The 26,420-nt window shown below is 67.5% G+C and carries 21 protein-coding genes, 1 tRNA gene and 1 pseudogene; 10 read left to right on the top strand and 13 right to left on the bottom strand.

Translation table 11 applies throughout. The annotated features are described in order from the left end of the window. Positions 1-525 (bottom strand): hypothetical protein (locus QZ994_RS08390; protein ID WP_290870875.1); only part of this gene is annotated, 525 nt, incomplete at its 3' end. Between the two features lie 140 nt (positions 526-665). Here QZ994_RS08390 and QZ994_RS08385 point away from each other — a divergent pair. Then, positions 666-1,310 (top strand): glutathione S-transferase N-terminal domain-containing protein, encoded by a 645-nt coding sequence (locus tag QZ994_RS08385; RefSeq protein ID WP_290870873.1) that lies wholly within the window; start codon positions 666-668, stop codon positions 1,308-1,310. Here QZ994_RS08385 and QZ994_RS08380 read toward each other — a convergent pair. Further along, complete coding sequence (locus QZ994_RS08380) at positions 1,301-2,743, bottom strand: UDP-N-acetylglucosamine-peptide N-acetylglucosaminyltransferase (RefSeq protein WP_290870871.1); 1,443 nt, start codon at positions 2,741-2,743, stop codon at positions 1,301-1,303. The two genes, QZ994_RS08385 and QZ994_RS08380, sit on opposite strands and share 10 nt — an antisense overlap. A gap of 166 nt (positions 2,744-2,909) precedes the next feature. Here QZ994_RS08380 and QZ994_RS08375 point away from each other — a divergent pair, with 166 nt between their 5' ends. Further along, positions 2,910-3,332: a hypothetical protein gene (locus QZ994_RS08375; RefSeq protein ID WP_290870869.1), complete on the top strand. Its 423-nt coding sequence runs from the start codon at positions 2,910-2,912 to the stop codon at positions 3,330-3,332. A 22-nt stretch (positions 3,333-3,354) separates the two neighbouring features. On the opposite strand, the gene QZ994_RS08370 is transcribed toward QZ994_RS08375, so the two are convergent. From QZ994_RS08370 to QZ994_RS08355, 4 genes are all read right to left on the bottom strand, one after another. After that, the gene (locus QZ994_RS08370) at positions 3,355-4,341 is read right to left on the bottom strand and encodes an LLM class flavin-dependent oxidoreductase (RefSeq protein WP_290870866.1); all 987 of its coding nucleotides are present in this window, start codon (positions 4,339-4,341) and stop codon (positions 3,355-3,357) included. 28 nt (positions 4,342-4,369) lie between these two features. Next, complete coding sequence (locus QZ994_RS08365; protein ID WP_290870865.1) at positions 4,370-6,073, bottom strand: ATP-binding protein; 1,704 nt, start codon at positions 6,071-6,073, stop codon at positions 4,370-4,372. Next, a complete protein-coding gene (locus QZ994_RS08360; RefSeq protein ID WP_290870863.1) occupies positions 6,070-7,770 on the bottom strand; it encodes an FAD-dependent oxidoreductase in 1,701 nt (566 codons plus the stop codon). The genes QZ994_RS08365 and QZ994_RS08360 overlap by 4 nt, the downstream gene beginning before the upstream one ends. A 272-nt stretch (positions 7,771-8,042) precedes the next feature. Then, a complete protein-coding gene (locus QZ994_RS08355; RefSeq protein WP_290870861.1) occupies positions 8,043-8,990 on the bottom strand; it encodes a DMT family transporter in 948 nt (315 codons plus the stop codon). 165 nt (positions 8,991-9,155) lie between these two features. Between QZ994_RS08355 and QZ994_RS08350 the strand changes: the two genes are divergently transcribed. Then, positions 9,156-10,544, top strand: coding sequence for a phosphomannomutase/phosphoglucomutase (locus QZ994_RS08350; RefSeq protein WP_290870859.1), 1,389 nt, complete (start codon positions 9,156-9,158; stop codon positions 10,542-10,544). Between the two features lie 61 nt (positions 10,545-10,605). Continuing rightward, a complete protein-coding gene (locus tag QZ994_RS08345) occupies positions 10,606-11,982 on the top strand; it encodes a 3-deoxy-D-manno-octulosonic acid transferase (protein WP_290870857.1) in 1,377 nt (458 codons plus the stop codon). Between the two features lie 21 nt (positions 11,983-12,003). Here QZ994_RS08345 and QZ994_RS08340 read toward each other — a convergent pair whose 3' ends face one another. From QZ994_RS08340 to QZ994_RS08320, 5 genes are read right to left on the bottom strand one after another with little or no spacing between them, the layout of a single operon-like run. Then, positions 12,004-12,294: a GNAT family N-acetyltransferase gene (locus QZ994_RS08340; RefSeq protein ID WP_290870855.1), complete on the bottom strand. Its 291-nt coding sequence runs from the start codon at positions 12,292-12,294 to the stop codon at positions 12,004-12,006. A gap of 28 nt (positions 12,295-12,322) precedes the next feature. Beyond that, positions 12,323-12,862, bottom strand: a complete 540-nt coding sequence (locus QZ994_RS08335) for a chromate transporter (protein WP_290870853.1) — start codon at positions 12,860-12,862, stop codon at positions 12,323-12,325. Continuing rightward, positions 12,859-13,497: a chromate transporter gene (locus tag QZ994_RS08330; protein ID WP_290870850.1), complete on the bottom strand. Its 639-nt coding sequence runs from the start codon at positions 13,495-13,497 to the stop codon at positions 12,859-12,861. Before QZ994_RS08330 ends, QZ994_RS08335 begins: the two co-directional genes overlap by 4 nt. Next, positions 13,490-14,344, bottom strand: a complete 855-nt coding sequence (locus QZ994_RS08325; RefSeq protein ID WP_290870848.1) for a thioesterase family protein — start codon at positions 14,342-14,344, stop codon at positions 13,490-13,492. Before QZ994_RS08325 ends, QZ994_RS08330 begins: the two co-directional genes overlap by 8 nt. 29 nt (positions 14,345-14,373) lie before the next feature. Continuing rightward, positions 14,374-17,712, bottom strand: coding sequence for an EAL domain-containing protein (locus QZ994_RS08320; RefSeq protein ID WP_290870846.1), 3,339 nt, complete (start codon positions 17,710-17,712; stop codon positions 14,374-14,376). A gap of 178 nt (positions 17,713-17,890) precedes the next feature. Between QZ994_RS08320 and QZ994_RS08315 the strand changes: the two genes are divergently transcribed. From QZ994_RS08315 to QZ994_RS08290, 6 genes are all read left to right on the top strand, one after another. Then, positions 17,891-18,841: an alpha/beta fold hydrolase gene (locus QZ994_RS08315; RefSeq protein WP_290870844.1), complete on the top strand. Its 951-nt coding sequence runs from the start codon at positions 17,891-17,893 to the stop codon at positions 18,839-18,841. 82 nt (positions 18,842-18,923) lie between these two features. Next, a protein-coding gene (prfB, locus tag QZ994_RS08310; protein ID WP_290870842.1) for a peptide chain release factor 2 occupies positions 18,924-20,028 on the top strand; the annotation gives its coding sequence in 2 pieces (ribosomal slippage) (positions 18,924-19,004 and positions 19,006-20,028; 1,104 coding nt in all). Between the two features lie 36 nt (positions 20,029-20,064). Then, entirely contained in the window at positions 20,065-22,737 is a 2,673-nt protein-coding gene (pepN, locus tag QZ994_RS08305; RefSeq protein WP_290870840.1) for an aminopeptidase N, read from the top strand. A 42-nt stretch (positions 22,738-22,779) separates the two neighbouring features. After that, the gene (locus QZ994_RS08300; RefSeq protein WP_290870838.1) at positions 22,780-23,784 is read left to right on the top strand and encodes a class 1 fructose-bisphosphatase; all 1,005 of its coding nucleotides are present in this window, start codon (positions 22,780-22,782) and stop codon (positions 23,782-23,784) included. A 59-nt stretch (positions 23,785-23,843) separates the two neighbouring features. Continuing rightward, positions 23,844-23,919 (top strand) — tRNA-Thr (locus QZ994_RS08295). A gap of 85 nt (positions 23,920-24,004) precedes the next feature. Beyond that, complete coding sequence (locus QZ994_RS08290; protein WP_290870836.1) at positions 24,005-25,360, top strand: tyrosine-type recombinase/integrase; 1,356 nt, start codon at positions 24,005-24,007, stop codon at positions 25,358-25,360. Positions 25,361-25,411: 51 nt separating this feature from the next. On the opposite strand, the pseudogene QZ994_RS20010 reads toward QZ994_RS08290, so the two are convergent. Both QZ994_RS20010 and QZ994_RS08285 read right to left on the bottom strand, forming a co-directional pair. After that, positions 25,412-25,714 (bottom strand): annotated as a pseudogene (locus QZ994_RS20010) (BRO family protein); the annotation flags it as partial. A gap of 163 nt (positions 25,715-25,877) precedes the next feature. Further along, the coding region (locus QZ994_RS08285; protein ID WP_290870834.1) for a hypothetical protein at positions 25,878-26,420 on the bottom strand (543 nt) is incomplete at its 5' end.

Raw genomic sequence — 26,420 nt, 5'->3', positions numbered from 1 at the left:
GTCGGCGTCGATGAGCAGCAGGCCTGTGCCCTGCACGCGCCAGCCGCCGCGAAGCACCACATGGGTCCACAGGGCGACGGTGTCGACGTCCGCCTCGTCGCCGACGGTGGCGTACTTCAGCTTGAACAGGCGCAGACCCAGGCGGCCGGCGGCCACCACGTCGATGCGCACGCGCACGCCCTCTTTGCTGTGCAGGCAGGCGCCGATGAGGGCGCGCCCGGCTTCCTGTGCCTGGGGGCCGAGCAGCCAGCCCTGGGCGAGCTCGGCCTGGGTGCGGGCGATGGCCGCGTCCCACTCGGCGTCGGTGTGGGGTGTGGGGATGAGCCGGGCTTCGGGGTAGCTGGCACGCAAGGCCTGTTCGGCGCCCGGGCCCTGGTCGAGCAGGAGCGCATCGGCTTCGTCGGGCAGGGCCTGACAGTGTGTGGCGTGGGCCCTGGCCTGCGGATGCTGGTGCAGCCAATGGGCGCGGGGGCAGGCGCGCCAGCGTTGCAGGTCGTCTTGGCTGAGCAGGTCGGTGCTGGGCATGGTGTGGGCTGGCGTAAGGGGGTGTGGGCGCGTTTGTGCCGAGTCCTTCAAAGCCGACACGCTCGGGCCACATTCAGGCCCTGGAGCCTTGGTTAGCAAGGGCCTTGCCGGGCTGTCATGCATCTTGCAAGGTCGTCACCATGACGCTGCACTTCTACATGACGCCGGGCTCCTGCTCCACCGGCATCCACATCCTGCTGGAGCAACTGGCGTTGCCCTTTCAGGTCACGGTGCTGAACCTGCCGGCCGGTGAGCACCGGCAGCCGGCCTATCTGGCCGTGAACCCCAAGGGCACGATCCCGACGCTGGTGATGACGGATGGGCGGGCGCTGACCTCGTTCCAGTCCATAGCCTGGTGGCTGGCCCGAGCCCACCCCAAGGCCCGTCTTTTGCCCGAAGACCCGGTGGCCGCGGCACAGTGCGTGGCGGTGATGGATCACGTGGTGAGCCAGGTGCATGGACAGGGCTACACGCGGATCTTCACGACCGAGGCCTACCTGCCTGAAGGCCTGACCGATGCCGAGCGGGCCACATGGCAGGTGGCCATCGAAGCGCAAGGGCGTGCGCTGGTGACGCAGGGCCTGGAGTTGATCGAGGCGGGCCTGCCCGAGACCGATTGGGTGGGCGGGGCGTTCTTTTCGATTGCGGATGCGGCCCTGTTCTACGTGAGCTTCTGGGCCGACAAGATCGGCCTGCCCTTGCCGCCACGGTGTGCGGCGCTGTACCAGCGCACCCGTGCGCGGCCGGTGGTCAGGCAGGTGTTGGCGGAGGAGGGTTACCGTTGAGTGTGGCGGTCCACATCGCGTGCGCCCAGTGCTGCCGGTGGGAGGCCTGCGGCGTGGCGCGCCCACATGGCGGTGAACAGGGCCTCGATGTCGCGCGTGTAGCCGGCCACATCGAACAGGGGGGCCTGCAGGCGTGAGGCGGCGAGTTTGTCTCGCAAGGTCTGCAGCCGTTCCGGGGTTTCGACCAGGGAGAGGGCCAGTTCGGCGTAGTCGCCCAGGCTGTGGGTGACCAGTTCCGGCAGGCCCACGGCGTGCAGCAGGCTGCCCGCCACGCGGGAGGCAAAGGTGTCGCCCGCCCAGGTCAGCACGGGCACACCGGCCCAGAGTGCGTCGCTGGCGGTGGTGTGGGCGTTGTAGGGCGCGGTGTCGAGCACCAGATCGGCCTGCTGAAGGCGGGCCAGGTGGGCCTCTTGCGGGGCATCGGGTGCAAAGACCAGGCGGTGGGGGGCGATGCCGCGCTGCAGGGCCTCCTGGCGCAGGTTGCCTTCGGTCTGCGGGTTGGCCAGCAACCACAGCACGCTCTGCGGCGCGGCCTCCAGCAGCAGGCACCAGATGCCGAAGACCTCAGGGGTGAACTTGTAGCTCTGGTTGAAGCAGCACAGCACCAGCCCGTCTTCCGGCAGGCCCAGCGTCGCACGGCTGGGGGCGGGCAGGTGGGTGTGCTGGCGCCCGTGTGGCTGGTAGCTGTGAGGCAGGCAGGCCAGGGCTTCGCTGTAATCGGCGGCGCTGAGTTCGGGGGTGATGAAGCGGTCGCTGATGAGGTAGTCGCACACCTGTCCGCCCAGTGTGCCGGGATAGCCCAGGAAATTGACCTGCAAGGGGGCCGGGCGGTGGGTCAGCACCATGGTGCGGGTGCGGGCGGTGTAGCCCTTGAGGTCGACGAGGATGTCGATGCCATCGGCATGGATGCGTTGCGCGGCCTCGGCATCGCTGAGGGACTGGATGTCGGTGAAGTGGTCGAAGCGGGCACTCAGGCGCTGGCGCATGCCGCGGCCGTCGTCGGCGCCATAGCTGTAGGCGTGGAGCTCGAACTGCGTGGGGTCGTGGGCCTCCAGCATCTCGATCATCAGCAGGGCGGTGGCGTGCTGGTGGAAGTCGCACGACAGGTAGGCCAGGCGGATGCGAGGTCGCTCGCCGGGTGACAGCGCCTTGTCCGAACGTCGGCTTTCGACCTGTGGTGCGTCGACGAAGCCCGCCTGCACGGCGGCATCGACCTCGGCGTTGGCCTCGATGCGATCGGCCATCCAGCGTGTGGCGGCTGCCTGTTGCTGGGCGGGCGTGATGCCGGGCAGCGACAACAGGTGAAATGGGGGCAGGGCCGGCGCATCGGCGGAGAGCAGGGCGGCAGCCGCATGCTCGGCCCATTGGGAGAAGCCGTCCCATTCGCACCAGGCTCGGCTGCGGGCGTAGTGCTTGAGGGGGTCTGGGCGCATGGGCCATCATGCCGCGACATGGCGCTGGGCGGGGAAATCGCAGCGATTCCGAGCGAGGGGCTCAGGCTAAGGCGCGTGCGATGACAGCGAGGAAGGGGGGCGATAGGCTGGATGGGCTGACGCTGCTTTTTGTTCGCCGCCTCTTGTCTTTTGAAGGACCCAGATCATGGCCCGCACCCTGCACGCCTACCTTGCCCCCGATCGCATGCCGGATTGCCCCACCTTGCAAGCCGCCATCCGGGCGCAAGGCTTCAAGCTGGTGCTGGACGATGCCTATGCGCCTTTCGCACACCAAGGCTATCTGCCCTGCACCCTGGAGGGCGAAGACGCGGGCGTCTACCTCACTTGGGAACGCGAGGCCGCCTTGCCCGATGTGGCCTCGGCCCTGCGAGCCGAGCAAGGGGCCCGCACAGACCTCATGCGCCTCAAGTGGGGTGGCGACGCCCGAGAGGAGATGAGCGCCATGGTGATCGCCGCGGTGCTGGTGCTGGCCTTCGATGCCCTGGTGCTGGAGCCGGATCAGGGTGTGCCGCAGGCTGGCGATGCGCTGCTCAAGCGGGCCCGGCGCCTGCAGGCCGAGAACTTCTGATCAGGGGGCTGCGGCCCCGGGTTCAGTCGTCTTCCAGCATGGGGCGCACCTCGTCGACGAAGTCGGCCAGGATGTGCTTGTGGGTGTCGAACTGCGCGCTGGTGGGCAAGATGGCAATGCGGGTGGCGCCGTAGCGGTCTGCCATGGCTCGGAACTGTGCCGCCACCTCGGTGTGCTGCCCCACCAGCGATTCGGCCAGCAGGGCCTCGACATCGCGGGCCAATGAGCGCTTCGGGTCGGCGCCCCAGCCCTGGGCCTGCGCACGTGGCACGAACGATTCGAAGTAGGGGCGCGCGATGGCCAGGGCCTCTTCGCGTGTGGCGGCCGTGCAGGCAAAGCGGGCCAGCACCAGCTCGGGTTCGCGGCCACCGCTGGCGCGGGTGTAGCGCTCCACCGCGCTGCGCACGCGCGCAGGGGTGTGCGTGGCGGCGGCCATCAGGCCCCAGCCTTGTGTGGCGGCGCGCTCGATGCCGGCATCGTCGTCACAGGCCACCCACACGGGCACCTGGGCCTGGGCCGGTCGTGGTACCAGGCTCAGGCCATCGTCGGCCACGGTGCCGGGCAGGGGCGCACCACCCAGCAGGCTCATCACCTGATCCAGTGTGCGGTGCAGGCCTTCGCGGGCCTGGGCAGGGCTCAGGCCACGGGCGGCCAGTGTCTTGCTGAATGCGCTGCCACTGGCCACCCCGAATTGAAAACGCCCCTTGGACATGAGGTCCAGCGTGGCCACGTCTTCGGCCAGCTGCAGGGCATCGCGCATGGCGGGCAGCAGGGCCATCGAGCCGATGCGCGACTTGCTGGTCACGGCCGCCAGCTGTCCCAGCAAGGCGATGGCGCCGCCATGGGGCCAGTGACCATCGAAGTGCTGTTCACCCAGCCAGATGTCGTCGTAGCCCATTCGCTCGGCTTCGCGTACCAGCACGAACTGGCGCACCAGGGCCCGACCGGCCTCGGCCGTAGGGTTCTCGCTGAGGCAGAGGTAACCGAGGGCGGGCACGGGCTTGGGCATGAGGGGCTCCTGTTGACGAGTGGGGGGGCTAGACGCTGGCTTCTTGCGGGTCGAGGGCGCGGAACATGGCGCAGCGTGCGAACACGGCGAGGGTGGGTTCGAGCTGCTTGTGCTGGCAGAACTTGGCCACCAGCTTGGCCAGGCCCTTGATGTCTCGCCCACTGGCGTCCGGGTAGCGCTGGGCCAGTTGCGAGACCATTTCGGTGTCCAGCTTCAGGCCGAACTGTTCGGCCATCACGCCCCAGATGCGGGTGCGCGCGGCCAGGTCGGGGGCGTGGTAACGGATCAGGGCGATGCAGCGCGAGACGATGGCTTCGTCGATGTCGTCGATCCGGTTGGTCGTGAGGAAGAGCAGGCCGTCGAAGTACTCCAGCACGCGCAGGAACACGCCCACCACGGCATTGGCCTGGATGTCGTCGCTGCGTTTGCGGATGTAGACATCGGCCTCGTCGATCAGCATGACGGCCCCCCAGCGCTGTGCGCGGGTCAGGGCTTCCTTCAGGGCCGACTCCATGGCGGCCACGCTCAGGCCCAGCTGGCCGGAGTGCACACGGTAGAGCGGTCGCCCCGTGACCTCGGCGTAGACCTCGGCCGTGAGCGTCTTGCCCACGCCCGGTGGCCCGGCGCACAACACGGTGGTGCCGCCACCTTTGCCGGCCACCACATCGTCCTGCAGCACGTCCATCTCGGCGGTGAGGATGTCGATCAGCTCGGTCTGTTCGGCAGGCAGCACCAGCTTGTCTTTCAGGCCCGGCTGGTAGACGTACGGCGCGATGTCGTCGGCGTGCACCCAGAGGTGCTGGTGCAGCTCGAGGTGGAAGAGGAAGAGGTAGGCGTGCACGGGCAGCGCCTTGAACAGGTGGGCCGGCAGGCTCTCGTTGAGGGCCTTGACCTCGTCTTCGAAGTCGTAGTCGCTGCTTTTGCCGGCTTTGCGCAGGTAGGGCGCCAGGATGTCGCCGGGGGACTCCAGGCCGGTGCCACGCGGGGGCAGGATGCCTTCGTCGTTGACCAGGCGAGCCTGGCTGCCGCTGGCGTTGAGGATGACCTGGTCCTTGCGCGTCCAGTCCACATCCCGGTGCGTGGCGGTGGGGTCCTCGGCCAGGAAGGCCGTGCCGGATCCGGCGAACTGCGTGCCGTAGCGGCCGCGCCATTCGAAGTAGCGCCCGGCCGAGGCGTCGTAGGCGGCCAGCAGTTCGGGGGTTTCGCGCAGAAAGCCCTTGGCCGCCAGGATCTCGGCAATGCTCTGCTTGGGCAGGTCGCCTTCGGTGATGCGCAGGGTCTGCGAGATCAGGTTGGCGCGGGCGTTGGCCTTGAGCTCGACCATGACCTTGCCCAGCTCTTCAGATGAGCCCACCACGTAGTCGATGCGCGTGGGCACCCAGGCCAGGGGCTTGCCATCGGCGTTGGCGGCAAATAGCCAGCCGCGCGAGGTGCCATCGGCGAGGTAGCGCACCAGGGCGGGCAGCACCCCTTCCAGCGAATCGCCTTGCTGAAAGCGAGGCTGCTCGCAACGCAAGGCAGCCACCAGGCCCCGCAACTGCGCGGCCCGGCCAGCGAGGGCCTGCCCCGCATCCTCGTACAGCCGTGCCAGGAATTCGAGCGCCTCGACCGGCAAGGTGCGCGATCGCAACTCGATGCGGTGGCCGAACTTGAGCTTGTCGTTCAGGCCGTTCAGTTCTGGGAACTCGCTGGCCAGGGCCAGCACGTCGGGGCGGTCGAGGTGGAGCTTCATGCTTGGGGCTCCAGCGTCGCTTCGCGCTCGGGCAGCTTGCCCAGCAGTCGGGCGTTCACGGCCATGGCAAAGGCCTGCCAGGTCGCGGCGATGTCAAGCCGGATGGTCTGCAGGTAGTCGCGGCTGGGCCGGTGCTCGAAGGGAAAGTTCGACAGCGCACAGGAGGTGTTGTTGAACTTCACGACCTCGGCCAGCAGTTCCTCGATCATGCCCTTGAAGGGCGCCAGCACCCTGGGCGTGAGGCCGTGTCGCCCTTGCTCGACCGGCAGGTGGCTGGTGGACAGGGGCAGGGTGCCGAGCTGGTCCAGGGCGTCTTCATAGAGGGATTCGAGCGTGCCCAGCACCGCCTTTTGGGTCAGCTGGGCGTCGTCCTGGCGGCTCAGGGCCTGGTGCAGGCGCTCGCGGTAGCGTTGCAGGGCATGGCCGCGCTCGGCCTGCACCCAGGCGGCGAAACGTTCGAGGTGCTGGGCGTTCTGCAGGTCGATGCGGGATTCGTTGGCGGCCTCGCGGGGGCGGGCCGCGGCAGCGCTGGCGCTGAGCACCTGCTTGCGCAGGCGGCCCGCGGCGCTCAGGGCGCCTTCCATGTAGCCGCCGCCCTGGCGGGCCGTTTCGCTGCCCCCGAACCAAAGGCGACCGTCCCAGTGGCCATCGGTCAGCAGCGGGTCGCCGTACTGTGGGTGGCCCATGGGGCCTTGTCCTTCTTCGGCGATGTCCAGCGGGGTGCAGGTTTCGGCCTCGGTGGCCCAGTCCTGCCAATGGTGGCCCATCTGCATGGCCGGGTCCATGGCCTCGGCGCCAAACAGTTGCACGATCTGGCTTTCCAGCAGGATGTCGCGGCCGCGGGCGAACTGTTCGCGTTGCGAGGCACCCAGGGCGGCGAAGCCGGCCAGGGCCGCCCCCGGGTACCGCAGCGGTCCTTCCGTGGGGCCGCAGGCGTCGAACACCTCGGCCAGCATGGCCTGCTGGTGGCTCACCCAGGCATTGCCGGTGTGGCCCTTGTCCTGCCAGAAGGCCCGGCGGTAGGCGAAGGCGGCCTTGGCGGCCGTCGCCATCCAGGTTGGCGTGCTGCGCATGGCCTGCAGCACGGCCTCGGGCAGTTCGGGGCTGAAGCGCACCGTTTGCGCCAGCACCCGAGGTGGCAGGGCCAGCACCACCCGGCGTGCCAGCACAAGGTGGGTCTGCTCGCCCTGTTGCAGCTGCAGGGCGACGTGGTCGCCATGGTCGGTCAGGGCGACCAGGCTGTGGCCCAGACAGAGGCGGGCCGCGGGCAGCGGATGGGCCAGCGAGGCCACGATGGCACCTGCGCCGCCCACCACGCGGCGCGCGCCACCATGCACGGCGCCGGGTGTGGCCGGCCAGGAGGCATCGGGGGCGGGCGAGAGCTGGGGCGTGAGCGCCACGGCCTCGGGGGCTCGGTTCGGATCGGACAGGTGCAACACGCGGCCGTCGTCGACCTGTTCGATGCTGTGCAGGCCCAGGTCCTTCACCAGCCTGGTGATGGCGGGCTGGTTGTGCGGCCAGAACCAGGTGGCGCCCAGGTCGAGCGGCGTGCCGTCTTCCGCATGGGCGGTGTGCAGTCGCCCACCCAGCCGCGGCCGGGCCTCAAACAGTTGCCACGCCAGGCCGCCGGCTGCCTGGACGCTGTGCGCCAAAGCCAGACCACACAAGCCCCCACCCACAATGGCCACATCCAGCATGTTCGACTCCCGCAAGGCAACCCACTGACCGAAGGCGGTGGGCCGACGCGGGCGCGCCAGCCTCACCTCGTGTTCGCGGGCGCTGCGTTGTGGCAGGTCAGGGACTCGACTCGTCAGACCACGCAGGCCCTGCACACGCTTCTGCGAGTCTTGTGCCAGCCGGTGTATTGAGGCAAATCAAGGACTTGGCGCTTGTGCCTCGGTGTCAACCCTGTCGCGATGGCGACAAATGCGACAAGAGCAGGAGGAAGCCTGCAGGGCCGGGGTGGCGCTCAGACGATGGTGCGCGGTGCGCTGGCCTCTTGCGTGGGGGCCGGTGGGGCGCTGCCCCGGTTGGACAGCACCGTGCCCAGCACGATCACCGCCGTGCTGGCCAGCATCACCGGGCTGACCCGCTCGCCCAGGAACAGCGCGCCCCAGAGCATGCCGAAGATGGGGATGAGGAAGGTGACCGAGAGCGAGCGCGTGGGCCCGATGCGCTCAACCAGGCGGTAAAACAGCAGGTAGGCCAGGGCCGTGCAGGGCAGGGCGAACGCAGCCAGCGCCAGCCACACCGAGTGCGGCACCGCGCCCCACACACCCAGGGTGCCCAGGGGCGCTGCGGTGTCGGGCACCTGCAGGGGGCCCAGCCAGAAGGCGGGCCCCAGCAGCATCAGGCCCGACATGGCCAGCGTGCCGGCGCTCACGGCCACGGGTGGCAGGCCACGCAGGTGGTGTTTGTTGAAGTGCACGGCAATGGCATACATCAGCGTGGCGCCCAGGGCCATGCCCATGGCACCGAGGCTGCCTGCGCCCAGGTTGCCCTTGTCGGCGGCCAGCAAGGCCACGCCCACAAAGCCCATCAGCAGTCCGGCCACGCGCTGGCGCCCCAGGGCCTCACCCGACCAGTACCAGCCCACCAGCGCCCCCCACAGCGGCGTGGTGGCGTTGAGGATGGACAACAACCCGGCGGGCAGGCTGCGTGCCGCCTGGCTCAGCCCCAGGAAGGGCAGCACGGTGGAGAGCAACGCCGCGATGGCCAGCGCGCCCCACTGCCCCTTCAGGGCCTGGCCTTGCCGGTGCCAGATCACCAGGGGGATCAGGGTCAGTGCCGCCCCGGCCGTGCGAAAGCCCGCCAGGGGCACCGGCCCGAGGATGGGCGAGGCGTGCCGCAGAAAAAGGAAGGAGCCGCCCCACAGGGCCGCCAGGAAGAACATGGTGAGGGTGTCGCGCAAGGGCATGGTGCGCCATCCTAAGGCCCGGGCGAGTCCCGGCCTTGTTCGGGGGCGACACCTTGATTCGTGGGGGCGACGTGACGGCTTGGCGCAGCTTTTGCGGTTCTGTCACCAGCCAGTCCCTAAAATGGGGCATTCGTTTCGCATCATTCAAGTCAGCAAAGGATCACCATGCAAGTCACCGCTTCCATCTTCAAGGCCTACGACATCCGGGGCATCGTGCCCTCGACCTTGAACGAAGCCGTGGCCGAGCACCTGGGCCGTGCCTTCGGCACCGAGGCCCTGAAGCTGGGCGAAAAGGCCGTGGCCATCGGTCGTGACGGTCGTCTCTCGGGCCCTTCGCTGGTCGCCGCCCTGATCAAGGGCCTGCGCTCCACGGGCATCAACGTGATCGACATCGGTGCGGTCACCACCCCCATGCTGTACTACGTGGCCGCCACCCGCGGTGAACTGGGCTGCCACAGCGGCATCCAGGTGACCGGCAGCCACAACCCCAAGGACTACAACGGCTTCAAGATGGTGCTGGCCGGCCGCGCCATCTACGGCGACGACATCCAGGGTCTGCGCCAGCGCATCGAAACCGAAGATTACGCCCAGGGCGAAGGCGAACTGACCGAGCTCAATGTGCTGCCCGAGTACACCCAGCGCATCGTGGGCGACGTGAAGCTGGCCCGCCCCATGAAGGTCGTGGTCGACTCCGGCAACGGCATCCCCGGTGCTTCGGCCCCTGGCATCCTGCGCGCCCTGGGTTGCGAAGTGATCGAGCTGTACTCCGAGGTCGATGGCGATTTCCCCAACCACCACCCTGATCCCTCCAAGCCGGAGAACCTGCAGGACCTGATCAAGGCCGTGAAGGAGCACGGTGCCGAGCTGGGCCTGGCCTTTGACGGCGACGGCGACCGCCTGGGTGTCGTCACCCGCGAAGGCCACAACATCTTCCCGGACCGCCAGATCATGCTGTTCGCGCAGGACATCCTCTCTCGCGTGCCGGGTGCGCCCATCATTTTCGACGTGAAGTGCAGCCAGCGCCTGGCCGTGGCCATCCGTGCCGCCGGCGGCGTGCCCGTGATGTACAAGACCGGCCATTCCCTGGTCAAGGCCAAGCTCAAGGAAATGAACTCGCCTTTTGCTGGCGAAATGAGCGGCCACATCTTCTTCGGCGAGCGCTGGTATGGCTTCGACGACGCGACCTACACCGCCGGTCGCCTGCTGGAGATCGTCAGCAAGGTGTCCGACCCGAGCGCCGTGCTCAACGCCCTGCCCACCAGCTTCAGCACGCCCGAACTGAACGTGGCCTGCGCCGAAGGCGAGCACCATGCCGTCATCGAGAAGCTGCGCCAGACGGCCACGTTTGACGGCGCCGAGCTGACCACCATCGACGGCCTGCGTGCCGACTATCCCGATGGTTTCGGCCTGATGCGTGCGTCCAACACCACCCCGGTGCTGGTGCTGCGCTTCGAAGGCCAGACGCCCGAGGCGCTGGAGCGCATCCAGACGCACTTCATGTCGCAGCTGCTGGCCGTCAAGCCGGACGCGCACGTGGGTGCCTCGGCCCACTGATGGCGCTGGTTCTGGTGCGACAGGCCCCACGGCTGTGGGGCCTTCTGTTTTGAGCGGCCCGGTGAAGGGCTGGCTGGCAAGGCAGGCTTACGGCCTTGTCCTGCGCCTGGCGACGCCAGCTTACCTTTGGCGCGTGTGGTCGCGTGGCCGTGACGAGCCCGATTACCGCCTGGCTTGGCCGCAGCGCCTGGGCTTGTATGGTGCGCCCCACCGTCAGGCCATCGACCTGAATGCCGCGAAAGACGGAGCGGTGCGGCCCTTGTTGTGGCTGCATGCCGTCTCGCTGGGTGAAACCAAGGCCGCTGCGCCCCTGGTCCAGGCCCTGCGCGCCGCGCAGCCGGGCATGCGCCTGCTGCTCACCCACACCACGGCCACGGGGCGCGAAGCCGGCCGAGCCTTGCTGCAGCCCGGCGACATCCATACCTGGCTCCCCTATGACACCCCGGGTGCGGTGCGCCGTTTTTTGCGTGTGCACCGGCCTGTGGGCGGGGTGCTGATGGAGACCGAGGTCTGGCCTGTGCTGCTGCACGCATGCCGCAAGGCGGGTGTGCCCGTGGTGCTGGCCAACGCCCGCCTGAGCGACAAGAGCCTCAGGCAAGGGCAGCGTCTGGCCGCTTTGCTGCAGCCGGCGGCGCGGGCGCTGTCGCTCACCCTGGCGCAGACGGAGGACGACGCCCGTCGCCTTCGCCTGATGGGCGCCGAGCCGGTTGAGGTGGCGGGCAATGTGAAGTTCGACATGAGCCCCGACCCCGCCGCGATCGCCCTCGGTCGGCAGTGGGGCGCTGCAGACGCACGGCCCCTGGTGCTGGCGGCCAGCACGCGCGAGGGCGAGGAGCCTGGCTTGCTGGCGGCCTGGGTGGCGGCCAGTGCGGCCCAGCCAGGGCAGGATGCGCAGGCATCGCGTTCGGCTCGCCCGCGACTCTTCATCGTGCCGCGCCACCCCCAGCGTTTTGACGAGGTGGCCGCCATGGTCGCGCAGGCGGGCCTGAGCCTGTCGCGTCGCAGTGCGTGGCCGGGTGGCCAGCCCGATGCCGCGGCGCTGCAGGCCGACGTCTGGCTGGGTGACAGCATGGGCGAAATGCCGGCCTACTATGCGGCGGCCCGCGTCGCCCTGCTGGGCGGCAGTTTCGCGCCCCTCGGTGGACAGAACCTGATCGAGGCGGCGGCCTGCGGCTGCCCCATCGTCATGGGCCCTTCCACCTTCAATTTTGACGAGGCCGCCCGCCTGAGCGAGGCGGCGGGTGCGGCCACCCGCGTGCCGGACTGGGCGGCGGGTGTGCAGTGCGCGCGCGCAGCCTGCGAGGCCTCGGCGCAAGCGACCCAGGCCGCACAGCGGCGCGCCCAGGCCTTTGCCCAGGCACACCAGGGCGCAGCCCGGCGCATGGCCGAGGCGATCTGGGCGGTCATCGGCGCGGCGGGCCGCCATGGCGGCCGCTGACCTGCGCCCCAGGCGGGTGGCTCAGGCGGCCAGGTCCTGCCACTCCGGGTGGCGGCGCAGGTAGACCTGCACATAGCTGCACAGCGGCACCACCTTCAGCTGCTCGCTGCGCGCCCAGGTGAGCGCCGCTTTCACCAGCTGTGCTGCGATGCCACGTCCCTCCAGCGCAGCCGGCACGCCGGTGTGCGTCATCCGCACCGTGCGGCCATCGAGCAGGTAGTCGACCTCGCAGCGCAGCCCCTCCACATGGGCCTCGAAGCGGCCGATCTCGGGGCGATGGACGATGTTCAGCGGGGTGGTGTCGGCGTTCATGGTGTGGGTTTTTCTTTCATGGCGAGGTTCACAACAGGCCCAGACCGCCGAGCAGGGCGCCGGTGCCCACCAGCCAGATCAGCGGCACCTTGGTGCGCCACACCAGCAGGGCGACGATGACGCTGAGCACCAGCGCCCGCGGTGCCTGCCACGACGGTGACAGCAGCCAGCCGGTGGCCAGCAGCAGCCCCACGGTCACGGGCATCATGCCGGCCTGGAAAGCCTGCACCCCACGGCGCTCGCGGTGGGTTTCCACCCAGCGTGACACCGACAGGGCCAGCGTGGTCGAGGGCAGCATCACGCCAAAGAGGCTGCTGAGCGCACCGCCCAGGCCGGCGCTGTACCAGCCCATCAGGGCCACGAACATCACATTGGGGCCAGGCGACGCCTGGGCCAGGGCCACGGCCGCCGTGAAGTCGGCCTCGCTCAGCAGGTGGGTTTCGTTGACCAGGCGGTGGTGCATTTCAGGCAACAGAGACACCGCCCCGCCAATGCACATCAGCGAGAGCTTGATGAACTCCCAGAACAGGGTCAGCCAGGCCTCGGGGGCCCACATCAGCGGCGTCATGCCGTGGGCCCCGGCTTGCCCAGGAGGTACCACGCCAGGCCGCAGGCCGTGCCGCCCAGTCCTGCCAGCACCCACAGCAGGGGCCAGTGCAGCACTGTCATCAACAGGAAGGCGGCGGCGACCAGGGGCACGACCACGCCAAGGCCGAGCACATGCTCGCGCAAGGGGGCGGCCAGCTTGAGCACCGTGCCCACGATCTGGCCTGCGGCCACGGCGGCGATCCCGCCCAGTGCCCCGCGCAAGGCCTGTTGGGCTGCGCCTTCGCCCACGGTCACGCTCAGCAGCCAGGCCACGCCGATCACCAGCACCAGCGGTGCGGTCACCATGCCGGCGAGCGCCACCAGCGCCCCGCGCCAGCCAAAAAAGCGGTCGCCCACCATGAGCGAGAGGTTGCACACATTGGGGCCGGGCAGGATCTGGGCATTGCCCAGCATCTGCACGAAATCGGCCGGGCTGACCCAGCGGCGTTTTTCGCACAGCTCGCGCTGCGTCACCGCCAGCACGCCGCCAAAGCCTTGCAGGGCCAGCAGGGAGAAGGCGGTGAACAGCTCGGTTTTCGAGGCGGGTCTGGCCAGAGGCTGGGTTGCGGGCAGGGCGTCGGTGGGGGCGGCAGGGGCGTCAGGCTGATCAGGCATACACGGTGACCACCTGGTAGCCCAGGGCGGCCAGCTGGCCTCCGGGTGTCCACAGGCTGGTGCGTTCGTTCACATAGCCTTCGCCGGTGGCGAGGGCCTCTTTGTCCATGCGCCAGAAGCCGTCGGCCACGGGCTCGTTCAAGGGGCGCAGTTCCAGGGCCCAGGACACCGACGAGGCGGGGGCAAAGCCGCGGAGCTGGGCCAGGGCCGGGGTTGGGCCCGCATCGGTGAGCAGGATGGCCTGCAGTTCGCTGTCGACCCCGCTGACGTTTTTCAGGCGCACGTGGGTCACGCTGTGCCATTCGGCTGCGCCGGTGAAGGGCAGGCCGCCTTCGGCAAAGCGGAAGTCGACGTGCTGGGTGAAATCCGGTGTCAGCCCGGGGATGAAGGGCATCTGCAGGCTGTCTGCGGGCCCTTTGGCCACAGGCGGTTGCCGGGGCGTCAGCACGGGCAGGCTGGAATCCCGCCCGCTGCCGAACACGCCCAGCAGCACGCCGGTGACCTGGGTGTCGCCCTGGGCATCGGTTTGGGTGAGGCGGGCCTGCACCTGGCGCACGTTCTTGCCTTGGCGCAGCAGGGTCACCTCGATGTCGAGCAGGCCTGGCACGACCGGGCCCACGAAGTTGGTCTGCAGGGCGCGCAGGGGCCAGTCGCCACCGCAGACGTCGCGCATGGCCTGGGTAGCCAGTGCCGAGAGTGCGCCGCCAAAGCTGGTGCGGCCCTGACCCCAGTCGGGCGTGATGGCAAAGCGCACGGTGCTGCCCTCGGCCTGGCGGCCGGCGAGCACGTCGCCCAGCGGCACGGCCTGGGCAGAGGAGGGGGCTTCGGAGGGGAACAAGGGGTTCATCGGGGCGTCCAGGAAGGCTGAAGCCCTGATTATTGAACGGTCGTGCTATTTTCGCCGATGAGTTCGCCTGCAAGGGTGTCGGGCGAGGCGTCGGGCAGGGCCGAGTCTGCCGAGCGTGGCGACGCGGCCGACGGTGTCGGCATCACCGGGCTCAGGTCCTCCAGCAGCTTCGTCAGGCCCTGGGCCTGCAGCGGCCGGCTGTAGAGGTAGCCCTGAGCCAGGTCGCAGCCCCGGCTGGTGAGGAAGGCCTCCTGGTCGGGCATTTCCACGCCCTCGGCCACGACCGTCAGCCGCAGCCCACGCGCCATGGCGATCATGGTGCTGACCAGCTGGCCGTCGTTGTCGTTGCCGGGCAGGTCCTGGATGAAGCTGCGGTCGATCTTGAGCTGGTGCACCGGGAAGCGCTTCAGGTAGGCCAGCGAGGAGTAGCCGGTGCCGAAGTCGTCGATCGAGAGCGTCACGCCCAGGCCATGCAGCTGATGCAGGAACTGCTCGGCGCCGCTGCCGGTCTCCATCAGGCCGCTCTCGGTGATTTCCAGCTCCAGGCGGTTGGCGGGCAGGCCGGTTTCGGCCAGGATGCGCGAGACCCGTTCCACCACGCCGCCGCGGCGGATCTCGCTGGGCGAGAGGTTGACCGAGAGGCGCCCGAAGTCGAGCCCCGCATCCAGCCAGGCGCGGCCCTGGCGGCAGGCTTCGGTGAGCACCCATTCGCTGAGCGCCACGATCATGCCGGTGTCTTCCATGACCGGGATGAACTGCTGCGGGCTCACCGGCGGCATGAAGCTCTCGCTGCCGGCCGGGTTGCGCAGGCGCACCAGGGCCTCGACGGCGGTGATGTGGCGGTCGCTCAGGCGCACCATGGGCTGGTAATGCAGCTCGAATTCGCCATGTTCCACCGCGCGGCGCAGGCGGGTTTCCAGCTGCAGGCGCGTGGTCGCGTCGGAGGTGAAGGCCGCGGTGTAGAAGTTGAAGCTGTTGCGGCCACGACGCTTGGACTCGTACATGGCCGTGTCGGCGTTGCGGATCAGCTCGCCGGCGTCCAGGCCATCGTCGGGGAACATGCTGATGCCGATGGAGGCGCGCACGTAGACCTGTTCCCCGCCATCGAGCGTGAAGGGGCGGTTCAGGGTGTCGAGGATGGCGGCGGCCACGTGGGCGGCCTGCTGCGGGTGGCGCAGGTGTTCCAGCACGAGGATGAACTCGTCGCCCCCCAGGCGGCCCAGGGTGTCTTCCTGGCGCACGCGCTCGCGCAGGCGGGTGGCGACCTGCCTGAGCAGGCTGTCGCCAGCAGCGTGGCCCAGTCCGTCGTTGACGGTCTTGAAGTTGTCGAGGTCGATGAAGACCACGCCCACCAGGGTGCGGTGGCGCTGGGCCAGGTTCACGGCGTGCGCCAGACGCTGGTGGATCATGGCCCGGTTGGGCAGCTCGGTCAGGGTGTCGTAGTGCGCCATGCGGGCCAGGCGCTCTTCGGTCTGCTTGAGCTGGGTGATGTCGGTGAAGACGCTCACGAAATGCGTTGGGCGACCGCGTTGGCTGCGCACGGCACTCACGGAGAGCTGGGTCATGAACAGGTCGCCACCCTTGCGCTGGAACCAGACTTCGCCTTGCCAGCTGCCTTGCTGGGAGAGCCCGTTGCGGACATCTGCGAGGGTGTCGGACGGCGCCTCGGGCAGCAGGAATTCGGGCGTGAGGCCGATCACCTCGGCCTCGCTGTAGCCCGTGATGCGCGAAAAGGCCGGGTTGACCGAGACCAGCCGCCGTTCGCGGTCCAGCACCATCATGCCGTCCTGCGTGCTCTCCAACGCCGCGGCATGCAGGCGGATGCGTTCTTCGGCCAGGTCGCGCAGCGACTCGCGGTGCAGGTTGGTCAGCGCGAAGGACAGGTCTTTGGAGACGTCGTTGAACAGCTCGACCAGGTCGGCCGCCTGGTCGTTCACCCGGCGGCCCAACAGGATCAGGTGGCCCAGCAGGGTCTCGTTCTCGAACAGGGGAACGGTCACGCAGCCTGGCAGCCCTTCGGCAATGGCCTGGTCGGCCCAGTCGGGGCGGCGGCCCAGCCCGCCGAGCTGGCTGCTGCAGTAGGTGTGGCCCAGGCGCAAGGCGGCTTCCAGCGGGGTGTCGGTGCCGACGTCGGCGGGCAGGCTGAAATCGAGGGAGGCGCGCCTCGGTGGCACCTCGCCGGCCACGGTCGTGCAACGCAGGCTCAGGGGATCGACCTCGTCGCGCATGACCACCCACGCCTTCTTGAACTGCCCGTGTTCCAGCGCCACCTCGCAGACCTGGGTGAGCAGGGCGGCCGCGTCGGTCGAGTGCACGATGGCCTGGTTGACGTGGCTGAGGAAGTCGTAAAGCCGGGTCTTGTGGCGCAGGGTCTTTTCGGTCTGGCGGTGGGCGCTGATGTCCCAGATCATCCAGACGACCTCCTCGGTCTGGCCCACGGGGGCGCAGCGGCTGTCGAAGTGGCGGGGTGCGCCACCAATGCGCACCGAGAAGCTCATCGACTGCGTCTGCCGACTGAGCAGCGCACGCTGCAGCACATCGGTGAAGCGGGTGGCCATGTCGGCCGGGAAGAGCACCGCCAGCGACTGGCCGAGCAGCGACTCCGGCGGGCGCCCCAGCAGCGGCAGGTTGCTGCCGTAGACGGCCAGGAAGCGGCCCTGCTCGTCCATGCGGAAGGCCAGGTCGGGCAGCACTTCGGCGAAGGCGCGCAACTCGGCATCGCGGTCCTGAAGGGCTTCGGCGGCCTGCTCCCGGCGGCGGTAGGCGCCCCGGATCAGGCCCAGCAGCAGGAGCGTCATGCCGCCGACCAGGGCCACGTTGACCTTGTCCAGTCGGTGCTGGGCGAGGGTTTCGTTCTGCAGTTCCTGGGTCCAGGCGAGCGAGGCCTCGGCGGCGGCCTGGTTGACGTCGGCCACCACCTGGCGCACCCAGGCGGGGTCGTGCCGGCCCGGGGTCTTCAGCCGCTCCTGCACCGCGGTCTGGGTGCGCGCCAGGGCAGTGACCAGCGCGCCCAGGGCCGGGCGCATCGACTCGGGTGCGCTGTCGCGCAGGCTGCGTGCGCTGTCTTGTGCCTGTTGCAGCGGCGCCATGATCAGATCGTCGCTCGGGCCCTCGGGCTCGGTCAGGCGCTGCTCGGCCAGCCACACGCTTTCGCGGGCCAGGCTCTGGCTGCCGGGCAGGAGGGTGTCGAAGGCGTGGGCGCGCTGCTGCAGGTCGTGCCAGCCCATGTGCGACCAGGTGATCATGCCCATGCTCACGGCCGCCAGCGTGGCCACCGAGACGGCAAGGGGCCTGAACCGCCCCAATGCAGGGGTGTGCGGGCCTGTGGCCGCTGGCTTGGCGAGGAGGGATGGAACGACCGTGCTCACAAGAAGGCTGGTTCTGGACAGCTTGGATGCCTTGGGGAGAGGGGCGGGCTGCCTGACAGCTTAGGTGAAAAACGCCGTCTTGGGCGATGATTCCATGCTCCGGGTCAACCCGCTACCCCCTCTGGCAGTGGTGCGCGGGCCATCTGTTTCATGTTGTCACGTTCTCGCCGCAGTCCTCATGAGTGAAACCATTTCGTACCAGCCGGCCACCGAGGCCCGTTTGCAGGCCCTTGCCGTGCGTGGCCAGACCCTGCGCCTGCGCGTCTGGGGCGATGTGTCGCGGGCCTCGGCACATGCGCCGCTGACCATCCTGGCTCATGGCTGGATGGACGTGGGCGCCTCCTTCCAGTTCCTCGTCGATGCCCTGAGGCAGCAGCCCGGCTGGTCCGAACGGCCCATCGTGGCCCTGGACTGGCGTGGTTTTGGCGACACCTACCTGGCGACCGGCCCCCAGTCCGACTACGCCTACGTGGACTACCTGGCCGACCTCGACGCCCTGATCGCCCAGCTTTCCCCCGCGCATCCCATCGACCTGGTGGGCCACAGCATGGGCGGCAACATCGTGATGTTGTATGCCGGATTGCGGCCCGAGCGCATCCGCCGCCTGGTCAACCTCGAAGGCTTCGGCATGCCCGCCAACACGCCGGATGAAGCCCCCGATCGCCTGGCCGCATGGCTGGACGCCCTGCAGGCCCCTGCCGCGCTGAAGGACTACCCCAGCGCCGAGGCCGTCGCCGCCCGCCTGCGCCAGACCAACCCCTTGCTGCGCGAGCCTTTTGCCCTTTGGCTGGCCCGCCAGTGGGCCCATGAACAGGATGGCCGCTGGGTGATCAAGGCCGATCCGGCCCACAAGCGCGCCGGACCGCACATCTACCGCGTCGAAGAGGTGCTGGCCTGCTGGGCCCGCATCGCCGCTCCCGTGCTGTTTGTCGAGGGCGACCAGACCCCGGCCTACCGCTTTTTCAAGGGCAGCTACACCCCGGCCGAGTTCGCCGGGCGGCTGGCGCGGGTGCCCAGCGTGCGCCGCGAGGTCATCGCCCAGGCTGCGCACATGCTCCACCACGACCAGCCCGAGGCCCTCGCTGCCCTGCTGGCCGATTTTTTGATGCCCGACCCCGCGCCACAGTGACGCCGCAGTGCAGCAGAGCGTGAGAAAATGAAACGTTATGCCGCGCCGCGCGCAGCCCACCCCATTTCAAGAAGAAGACACCATGGACATCGAAATCGTCAACGCCCTGGGCACCCAGATCGCCGACCTGACTCAGCGCACCGCTGAGCTTCGGAGGTATCTTTGACTGGGATGAAAAATCCCGCCGCCTGAGCGAAGTCAACGCCGAACTCGAAGATCCCGCCGTCTGGAACGACCCCAAGCGCGCCCAGGAACTGGGCAAAGAGAAGAAGTCGCTGGAAAACGTGGTCGTGACCATCGCCGAGCTCGAATCCGGCCTGTCTGACAACGCCGAGCTGTACGAGATGTCCAAGGCAGATGGCGACTTCGATGGCATTGCCGCCATCCAGGCCGACGTGGAAGCGCAGGCCGCCCGCGTGGGCGAGCTCGAGTTCCGCCGCATGTTCAACAACCCGGCCGACCCGCTGCCTGCCTTCGTCGACATCCAGGCAGGCGCCGGTGGCACCGAGGCCTGCGACTGGGCCAGCATGCTGCTGCGCCAGTACATCCGCTACGCCGAGCGCAAGGGCTTCACCGCCACGGTTGAAGACATCACCGACGGCGACACCGCAGGCATCAAGAGCGCCACCATCAAGGTGGAAGGCGAATACGCCTTCGGCCTGCTGCGCACCGAAACCGGCGTGCACCGCCTGGTTCGCAAGTCGCCGTTCGACTCCTCCGGTGGTCGCCACACGTCGTTCGCGTCCGTGTTCGTCTACCCCGAGATCGACGACTCCATCGAGATCGAGATCAACCCGGCCGACGTGCGCACCGACACCTTCCGCGCTTCGGGTGCGGGCGGTCAGCACATCAACAAGACCGACTCGGCCGTGCGCCTGACCCACATCCCCACGGGCATCGTGGTGCAGTGCCAGGACGGTCGCTCGCAACACAGCAACCGCGACGTGGCCTGGAAACGCCTGCGCTCGCGCCTGTACGACCACGAGCTGCGCAAGCGCCAGGAAGAACAACAGAAGCTCGAAGACAGCAAGACGGACGTGGGCTGGGGCCACCAGATCCGCTCCTATGTGCTGGACAACAGCCGCATCAAGGACCTGCGCACCAACGTCGAAATCTCCGCCACCCAGAAGGTGCTGGACGGCGACCTCGACGCGTTCATCGAGGCCAGCCTCAAACAGGGCATCTGACCCGCCTCGAACCCTCTACCTGCCTGAAGGACTGTCATGCGTGAAGGCAATGCTTTGCTGATCCGCCGCGAGGACTACGCGGCCCCGGCTTTCTGGATCAAGACGGTCGACCTGACCTTCGATCTCGACCCGGCCAAGACCCTGGTCATCAACAAGATGACCGTGTCGCCCAACCCGGAGCAGCCGGGCGCCCCCCTGCGCCTGGACGGCGAAGACATCAACCTGCTGCGCGTGCTGGTGGACGGTGAACCCGTCTCCTTCCGCACCGATGCCGGCCAGTTGGTGCTGGAAAACCTGCCGCAGGTGCCTTTCCACCTCGAGATCCGCACCACCTGTGCGCCCGAGAAGAACACCCAGCTCTCGGGCCTCTACACCAGCAGTGGCGGCTTCTTCACGCAGTGCGAGGCCCTGGGCTTTCGCCGCATCACCTACTTCCTCGATCGCCCTGACGTCATGGCCACCTACAAGGTGACCCTGAAGGCCGACCAGCGCAAATACCCCGCGCTGCTCTCCAACGGCAACCTGATCGAAGAGGGCAAGCTCGACGGCGGCAAGCACTACGCCGTCTGGGAAGACCCGCACCCCAAGCCCTGCTACCTGTTCGCCCTGGTCGCCGCTGACCTGGTGCGCCGCGAGCAGCGCATCCGCACCCGTGCCGGCAAGGACCACCTGCTGCAGATCTATGTGCGCGCCGGTGACCTGGACAAGACCGAGCACGCGATGAATTCGCTGATCGCGTCCATCGCGTGGGACGAGGCCAAGTTCGGCCTCAGCCTGGACCTCGAGCGCTTCATGATCGTCGCCGTGAGCGACTTCAACATGGGCGCCATGGAGAACAAGGGCCTGAACATCTTCAACACGAAGTTCGTGCTGGCCAGCCCCGCCACCGCCACCGATGTCGACTTCGGCAACGTGGAAAGCGTGGTCGCCCACGAGTACTTCCACAACTGGACGGGCAACCGCGTCACCTGCCGCGACTGGTTCCAGCTCTCGCTCAAGGAAGGCCTCACCGTTTTCCGCGACCAGCAGTTCAGCCAGGACATGGCCGGCAGCAAGAGCGCCCGGGCCGTGAAGCGCATCGAAGACGTGCGCACCCTGCGCCAGATGCAGTTCCCGGAAGACGCCGGCCCCATGGCCCACCCGGTGCGCCCTGACAGCTACATGGCCATCGACAACTTCTACACGGCCACCGTGTATGAAAAGGGGGCCGAAGTGGTGCGCATGATGCACACCCTGGTGGGCGAGGCGGGTTTTGCCGCCGGCATGAAGCTCTACTTCGATCGCCACGACGGCCAGGCCGTGACCTGCGACGACTTCGCCCAGGCCATTGCCGATGCCAACCCGCAGTCCGACCTCTTCGCCAAGCTCTACCAGTTCAAGAACTGGTACGCCCAGGCGGGCACGCCCCGCGTCACCGCCCAGGGACAGTACGACGCCGCGGCCCAGACCTACACCCTCACGCTGAGCCAGCACAGCTTGCCCACGCCGGGCCAGCCGAGCAAGTACGCCTACGTGATCCCCGTGGCCATGGGCCTGGTGGGCATGGACGGCCGCCACATCAACCTGCACCTCGAAGGCCAGCTCAACCCGCTGGGCCACGACACCGTGCTGGTGCTGACCGAGTACACGCAGACCTTCACCTTCGTGCACGTGCCGGTCGAGCCCGTGCCCTCGCTGCTGCGCGGCTTCTCGGCCCCGGTGGTGCTGGAAGCCGAGTTGAGCGACGACGCGCTCTTCACCCTGCTCAGCCACGACCTCGACCCCTTCAACCGCTGGGAAGCTGCCCAGAAGCTGGCCCTGCGCCGCCTGATCCATGCGGTGCAAGGCAATGGTCACGTTGAGCTGGACGCCCACTTCGTGCAGGCCCTGCGCGGCGTGCTGCGCCACCCCGAACTCGACGCCGCCTTCAAGGAGCTGGTGCTGACCCTGCCGAGCGAGGCCTATGTGGCCGAGCAGCTGGACGTGGTCGACCCCCAGCGCATCCACACCGCCCGCGAAAGCCTCAAGCTGCAACTGGCGCAGGCGCTGCACGAAGACTGGGTCTGGGCTTACGAGGCCCACCACGACAACGGCGCCTACTCGCCGGACGCCGTGAGCACCGGCCGCCGTGCCCTGGCCAACCTCGCCCTGAGCATGCTGGTGCTGGACGCCGCCACCCGCCACAACCCGGTCTGGACCGGCAAGGCCCTGCAGCGCTTCAAGGACGCCACCAACATGACCGACCGCCTGGGTGCCCTGCAGGCCCTGGTCAACGGCCATGCCGACCTGGCCCAGCAGGCGCTGGACCGTTTCCATGCCCTGTTCAAGAACGAGGCCCTGGTCATCGACAAGTGGTTCAGCCTGCAGGCCCTGGCCCCCGAGAAGGACGGCAAGGTTTTTGCACGCGCCAAGCAGCTCATGCTGCACCCCGACTTCACCCTGCGCACCCCCAACCGGGCCCGCAGCCTGCTCATGGCCCTGTGCCAGATGAACCCGGCCGCTTTCCATCGCACCGATGCGGCGGGCTACGTGTTCTGGGCCGACCGCGTCATCGAGATCGACGGCATCAACCCGCAGCTGGCCGCCCGCCTGGCCCGGGCGCTGGATCACTGGCGCCGCCTGGCCGAGCCCTACCGCACAGCGGCCCGCGAGGCCATCAGCCGTGTGGCATCGCGCCAGGAGCTCTCTGACGACGTGCGCGAAATCGTCACGCGCGCGCTGCAGGATTGAGCCCGCCCCGTTCCGCCAATTCGCATCAACTCCCCTCCCATCATGTCCAAACCCATCAGCCTCACGCAGTACCTGATCGAACAGCAACGCGGTGACGCCCAGCTGCCGCCGCAACTTCGCCTGCTCATCGAAGTCGTGGCCCGTGCGTGCAAGCGCATCGCCATCAGCGTCAACAAGGGCGCCCTCGGTGACGTGCTCGGCACCGCCGGCAGCGAAAACGTGCAGGGCGAAGTCCAGAAGAAGCTCGACATCATCGCCAACGAGGTGCTGATCGAGGCCAACGAGTGGGGCGGTCACCTCGCCGGCATGGCCTCCGAAGAGATGGACGACATGCACGCCGTGCCCCTGCATTACCCCCAGGGCGAATACCTGCTGCTGTTCGACCCGCTCGACGGCTCCAGCAACATCGATGTCAACGTCAGCATCGGCACCATCTTCTCGGTGCTGCGCCACAAGGGCGGCGAGGTCACCAACGACAGCTTCCTGCAGCCAGGCACCGACCAGGTCTGCGCCGGCTACTGCGTCTACGGCCCCCAGACCACCCTGGTGCTGACCGTGGGGCAGGGCGTTGTGATGTTCACCCTGGACCGCGAACAGGGCTCTTTCGTGCTGACGCAGGACAAGGTCCAGATCCCCGAAGACACGAAGGAATTCGCCATCAACATGTCGAACATGCGCCACTGGGCCGAGCCCGTGAAGCGCTACATCGGCGAGTGCCTGGAAGGCAAGGAAGGCGTGCGCGGCAAGGACTTCAACATGCGCTGGATCGCCTCCATGGTGGCCGACGTGCACCGCATCCTGACCCGCGGCGGCGTGTTCATGTACCCCTGGGACAAGCGTGAGCCGGGCAAGCCGGGCAAGTTGCGTCTGATGTACGAAGCCAACCCCATGAGCTTCCTGGTGGAGCAGGCCGGCGGCGCCGCGACCAATGGCCTGCAGCGCATCCTCGACCTGAAGCCCTCCGGCCTGCACGAGCGCGTGAGCGTGGTGCTGGGTTCGAAGAACGAGGTCGAGCGCGTGACGGCTTATCACCACGAAGCCAAGTGATCTGACGCGATCTGTTTGAAGCAGGCCCGAAATCCCGTGCTAGAATTTTGGGCTTGAAAGCCGGTGTAGCTCAGTCGGTAGAGCAGCTCATTCGTAATGAGAAGGTCGAGGGTTCGATTCCTTTCTCCGGCACCATTAGATTTCCCCAAGTCCTTGATTCGTAAGGACTTTCGGGGTTGAGGGCAGGGTGATCCGTGGTAGAACTGTGGTAGTTCTGTCCATGCGCATCACCCTCGGCCCCTTGTCTGTGAAGATCAAGTACGTTTTCAGTCGCGGCACAACAACGTTTTATCAACGTGCAGTGCCCACCGACCTCCGCTCCCGTTATCCCGGCCCCAACATCAAGGTGAACCTTGGCACCACGGACCCCATCAAGGTGGCCCGCATGGTGGACAAGCTGAACCGCAAGTACGAAGCGGAATGGGCTGGCCTACGGGCTGCGCCTGAGTCCTCCCCTGATGCCCTGAAGGCCCACGCTAGGGACTTCCTCAAGGCCTGGGGGCTTGAGCCTGGATCACCTGACAACCATCCGCAGGCCATTGAACTGCTGCACAGCTTCATCGATGGCAAGCGGGCGTCGTATGCCGCTGGTGATGAAGAGGTGTACCGCAGTGCCGGGGATGATGAGTTTCTGACCCCCACTGAGTTGATGGCCGGAAGGCTCTTGCATGGGGCCCAACACGACACCATCACGGATGCCCTGGAGGTCTACCTGGAGACCAACCCACGCAAGGGCAATGAGAAGTTTGAGACCTACGCCCGCCGTGCATTCGCATCCCTGGTCGCCGTCTGTGGTGACAAGGACGTGAAGGCATTCACTCGGGCGGACGCTCGCTTGTTCGTCTCTAAGACACTGGAGGGCGGGAACAAGACCACGACGGTCAAGCGCCGTGTGAACTCGTTCCGGGCTGTCTGGAGTGCCTATGCACATGAGAAGGCTCACGGCCTGCACAATCCTTGGGAGCGTCTGACCATCCAAGGCGCGGGGCAAGACGCGGAGCAACGGCAACCTTTCACCCCGGCCCAGTTGAAGGCACTGTGGTTGGCCTGCCGTGAGCGTGACGACGACATGCGCTGGGTGGTCGCTATGCTGTTGGACACGGGGGCTCGCCTAGCCGAGGTGGTCGGGCTGGCGCTGTCTGACATCCAGTTGAACGACCCCGTACCCCACATCCACATCCAACCTCACCCCTGGCGCTCTGTGAAAACAGACATTGCCCGCACGGTGCCCATTCAGGGTGCCGCGCTGTGGGCCGCAAAGCGTGTGATGGCGACGGCCAAGGAAGGGCAGGTGTTTGCCTTCCCCAGATATACCGACTCCACGGGGTGCCGTGCCACGGCTGCTTCAGGTGCCTTGGTGAAGTGGCTTAAGGGGCAGGGGATCGACAGGGTGATACACGAACTGCGGCACACAATGAAAGACCGCCTCCGTGATGTTGAGTGCCCCAAGTGGATCAACGATGGCATCTGCGGACACGCCTCCAGTGACCAAGGCGATGGCTATGGCAATGCGCAGTTCCTGGCCGTGAAGTCGAAGTGGCTCGCCATGGTGGCGATGAGGGAGCCCGAAGCATGAAGCCCTGAAGTCAAAGGCGGCGGCATGTCTGTTATCAATGTCCTCAGACTTAGACATGGTGTGTACTTCGTCGGAATCCAGATTTTTGATGTGGTGGGCAGCGTAGCCTTCCAGGCCCAGCGACTTACACACATCCTTGGCGACAAACCAAGGTTCCCCGTTGCGGTCAATCACACGCAATTCCAGGCCAGGGGCGCTGGCTTGATCGACCACAAGGGAATGGGGCTCATGGTCTGAGCCAATGAAGACCCAGCCACTTAAGGTGCCCCGGAAGGTGTGCAACTGGCCTTCCCTGAGATGGCCTTGGGGTGGCTCAGTTGGTGGCCTTCCGATGTCGCTGGGTGCATCGTTCATCAGGGTGCCTTACCTTGGTTCATCCCAGATGGCGATGCACCCTCAGACATCCCTGAGCCCTGGTGTCGTACCCATTGCGGGGCTTGGTGTTGATGTGACGAAAGGTTCACCTTCCGGCTCGTCGTGCTGGTGTATCCCTATATCTGTGACGTTAACGCGGATCTCAGAACGGTATGTCCCCCAGTTCGATGACATCGGGCACGGAGGAGGCCAGCGCGGCGCAGCGTCTTCCTGCCTCAAGCCGGGCCTCTTCGACCCGCAGGTACGAGTTCAGACTCACCCTCGGCAAAGGGGCGGGCACGTAACACTGGACTTCCTGCTTTCGGCCTTGCCCAAGAAACACCATCCGTCTCTCTGTGATTCCTGCGTGTTTCATCTGGTCAATGATCGTGCGCATGGTTCTTTCGCTACCCGCTTCGGAGCGGATGTTCATTTCCAAGGTGTGGCCGGTACGCTCGGCATGGGCTTGGTTCCCAAGCACGATTCGCAGGGAGGAGAGGTACCCCGTGTTCGGTCGCTGTGCTCCGAGGTGTTCCCGGGCAAAGTCGCGTAGAAGGTCGTCCGGTATTGATGCGCTGATGTCGGCCCGCATTCGTCTGCCCGCGTTGCCGTTGAAGTTGCTTGTATGTGGCGTCATGGGTGTGGTGATTTGGAAAAGAAGAAGCCCCCGGACCTTGCGATCACGGGGGCGTGGGTTCTCTAAGAG

Source organism: Aquabacterium sp., from assembly GCF_021768455.1.
Lineage (GTDB): Bacteria > Pseudomonadota > Gammaproteobacteria > Burkholderiales > Burkholderiaceae_C > Aquabacterium.
This window is presented reverse-complemented; position numbering and strand designations above follow the sequence as displayed.

Excerpts from the sequence above, each read along its gene's own strand:
- QZ994_RS08380 (WP_290870871.1), bottom strand. The coding sequence starts at position 2,743 with ATGCGCCCAGACCCCCTCAAGCACTACGCCCGCAGCCGAGCCTGGTGC.
- QZ994_RS08315 (WP_290870844.1), top strand. The coding sequence starts at position 17,891 with ATGAGTGAAACCATTTCGTACCAGCCGGCCACCGAGGCCCGTTTGCAG.
- QZ994_RS08340 (WP_290870855.1), bottom strand. The coding sequence starts at position 12,294 with ATGAACGCCGACACCACCCCGCTGAACATCGTCCATCGCCCCGAGATC.
- QZ994_RS08290 (WP_290870836.1), top strand. The coding sequence starts at position 24,005 with ATGCGCATCACCCTCGGCCCCTTGTCTGTGAAGATCAAGTACGTTTTC.
- QZ994_RS08300 (WP_290870838.1), top strand. The coding sequence starts at position 22,780 with ATGTCCAAACCCATCAGCCTCACGCAGTACCTGATCGAACAGCAACGC.
- QZ994_RS08365 (WP_290870865.1), bottom strand. The coding sequence starts at position 6,073 with ATGAAGCTCCACCTCGACCGCCCCGACGTGCTGGCCCTGGCCAGCGAG.
- QZ994_RS08370 (WP_290870866.1), bottom strand. The coding sequence starts at position 4,341 with ATGCCCAAGCCCGTGCCCGCCCTCGGTTACCTCTGCCTCAGCGAGAAC.
- QZ994_RS08355 (WP_290870861.1), bottom strand. The coding sequence starts at position 8,990 with ATGCCCTTGCGCGACACCCTCACCATGTTCTTCCTGGCGGCCCTGTGG.
- QZ994_RS08360 (WP_290870863.1), bottom strand. The coding sequence starts at position 7,770 with ATGCTGGATGTGGCCATTGTGGGTGGGGGCTTGTGTGGTCTGGCTTTG.
- pepN (WP_290870840.1), top strand. The coding sequence starts at position 20,065 with ATGCGTGAAGGCAATGCTTTGCTGATCCGCCGCGAGGACTACGCGGCC.
- QZ994_RS08330 (WP_290870850.1), bottom strand. The coding sequence starts at position 13,497 with ATGCCTGATCAGCCTGACGCCCCTGCCGCCCCCACCGACGCCCTGCCC.
- QZ994_RS08335 (WP_290870853.1), bottom strand. The coding sequence starts at position 12,862 with ATGACGCCGCTGATGTGGGCCCCCGAGGCCTGGCTGACCCTGTTCTGG.
- QZ994_RS08385 (WP_290870873.1), top strand. The coding sequence starts at position 666 with ATGACGCTGCACTTCTACATGACGCCGGGCTCCTGCTCCACCGGCATC.
- QZ994_RS08375 (WP_290870869.1), top strand. The coding sequence starts at position 2,910 with ATGGCCCGCACCCTGCACGCCTACCTTGCCCCCGATCGCATGCCGGAT.
- QZ994_RS08350 (WP_290870859.1), top strand. The coding sequence starts at position 9,156 with ATGCAAGTCACCGCTTCCATCTTCAAGGCCTACGACATCCGGGGCATC.
- QZ994_RS08325 (WP_290870848.1), bottom strand. The coding sequence starts at position 14,344 with ATGAACCCCTTGTTCCCCTCCGAAGCCCCCTCCTCTGCCCAGGCCGTG.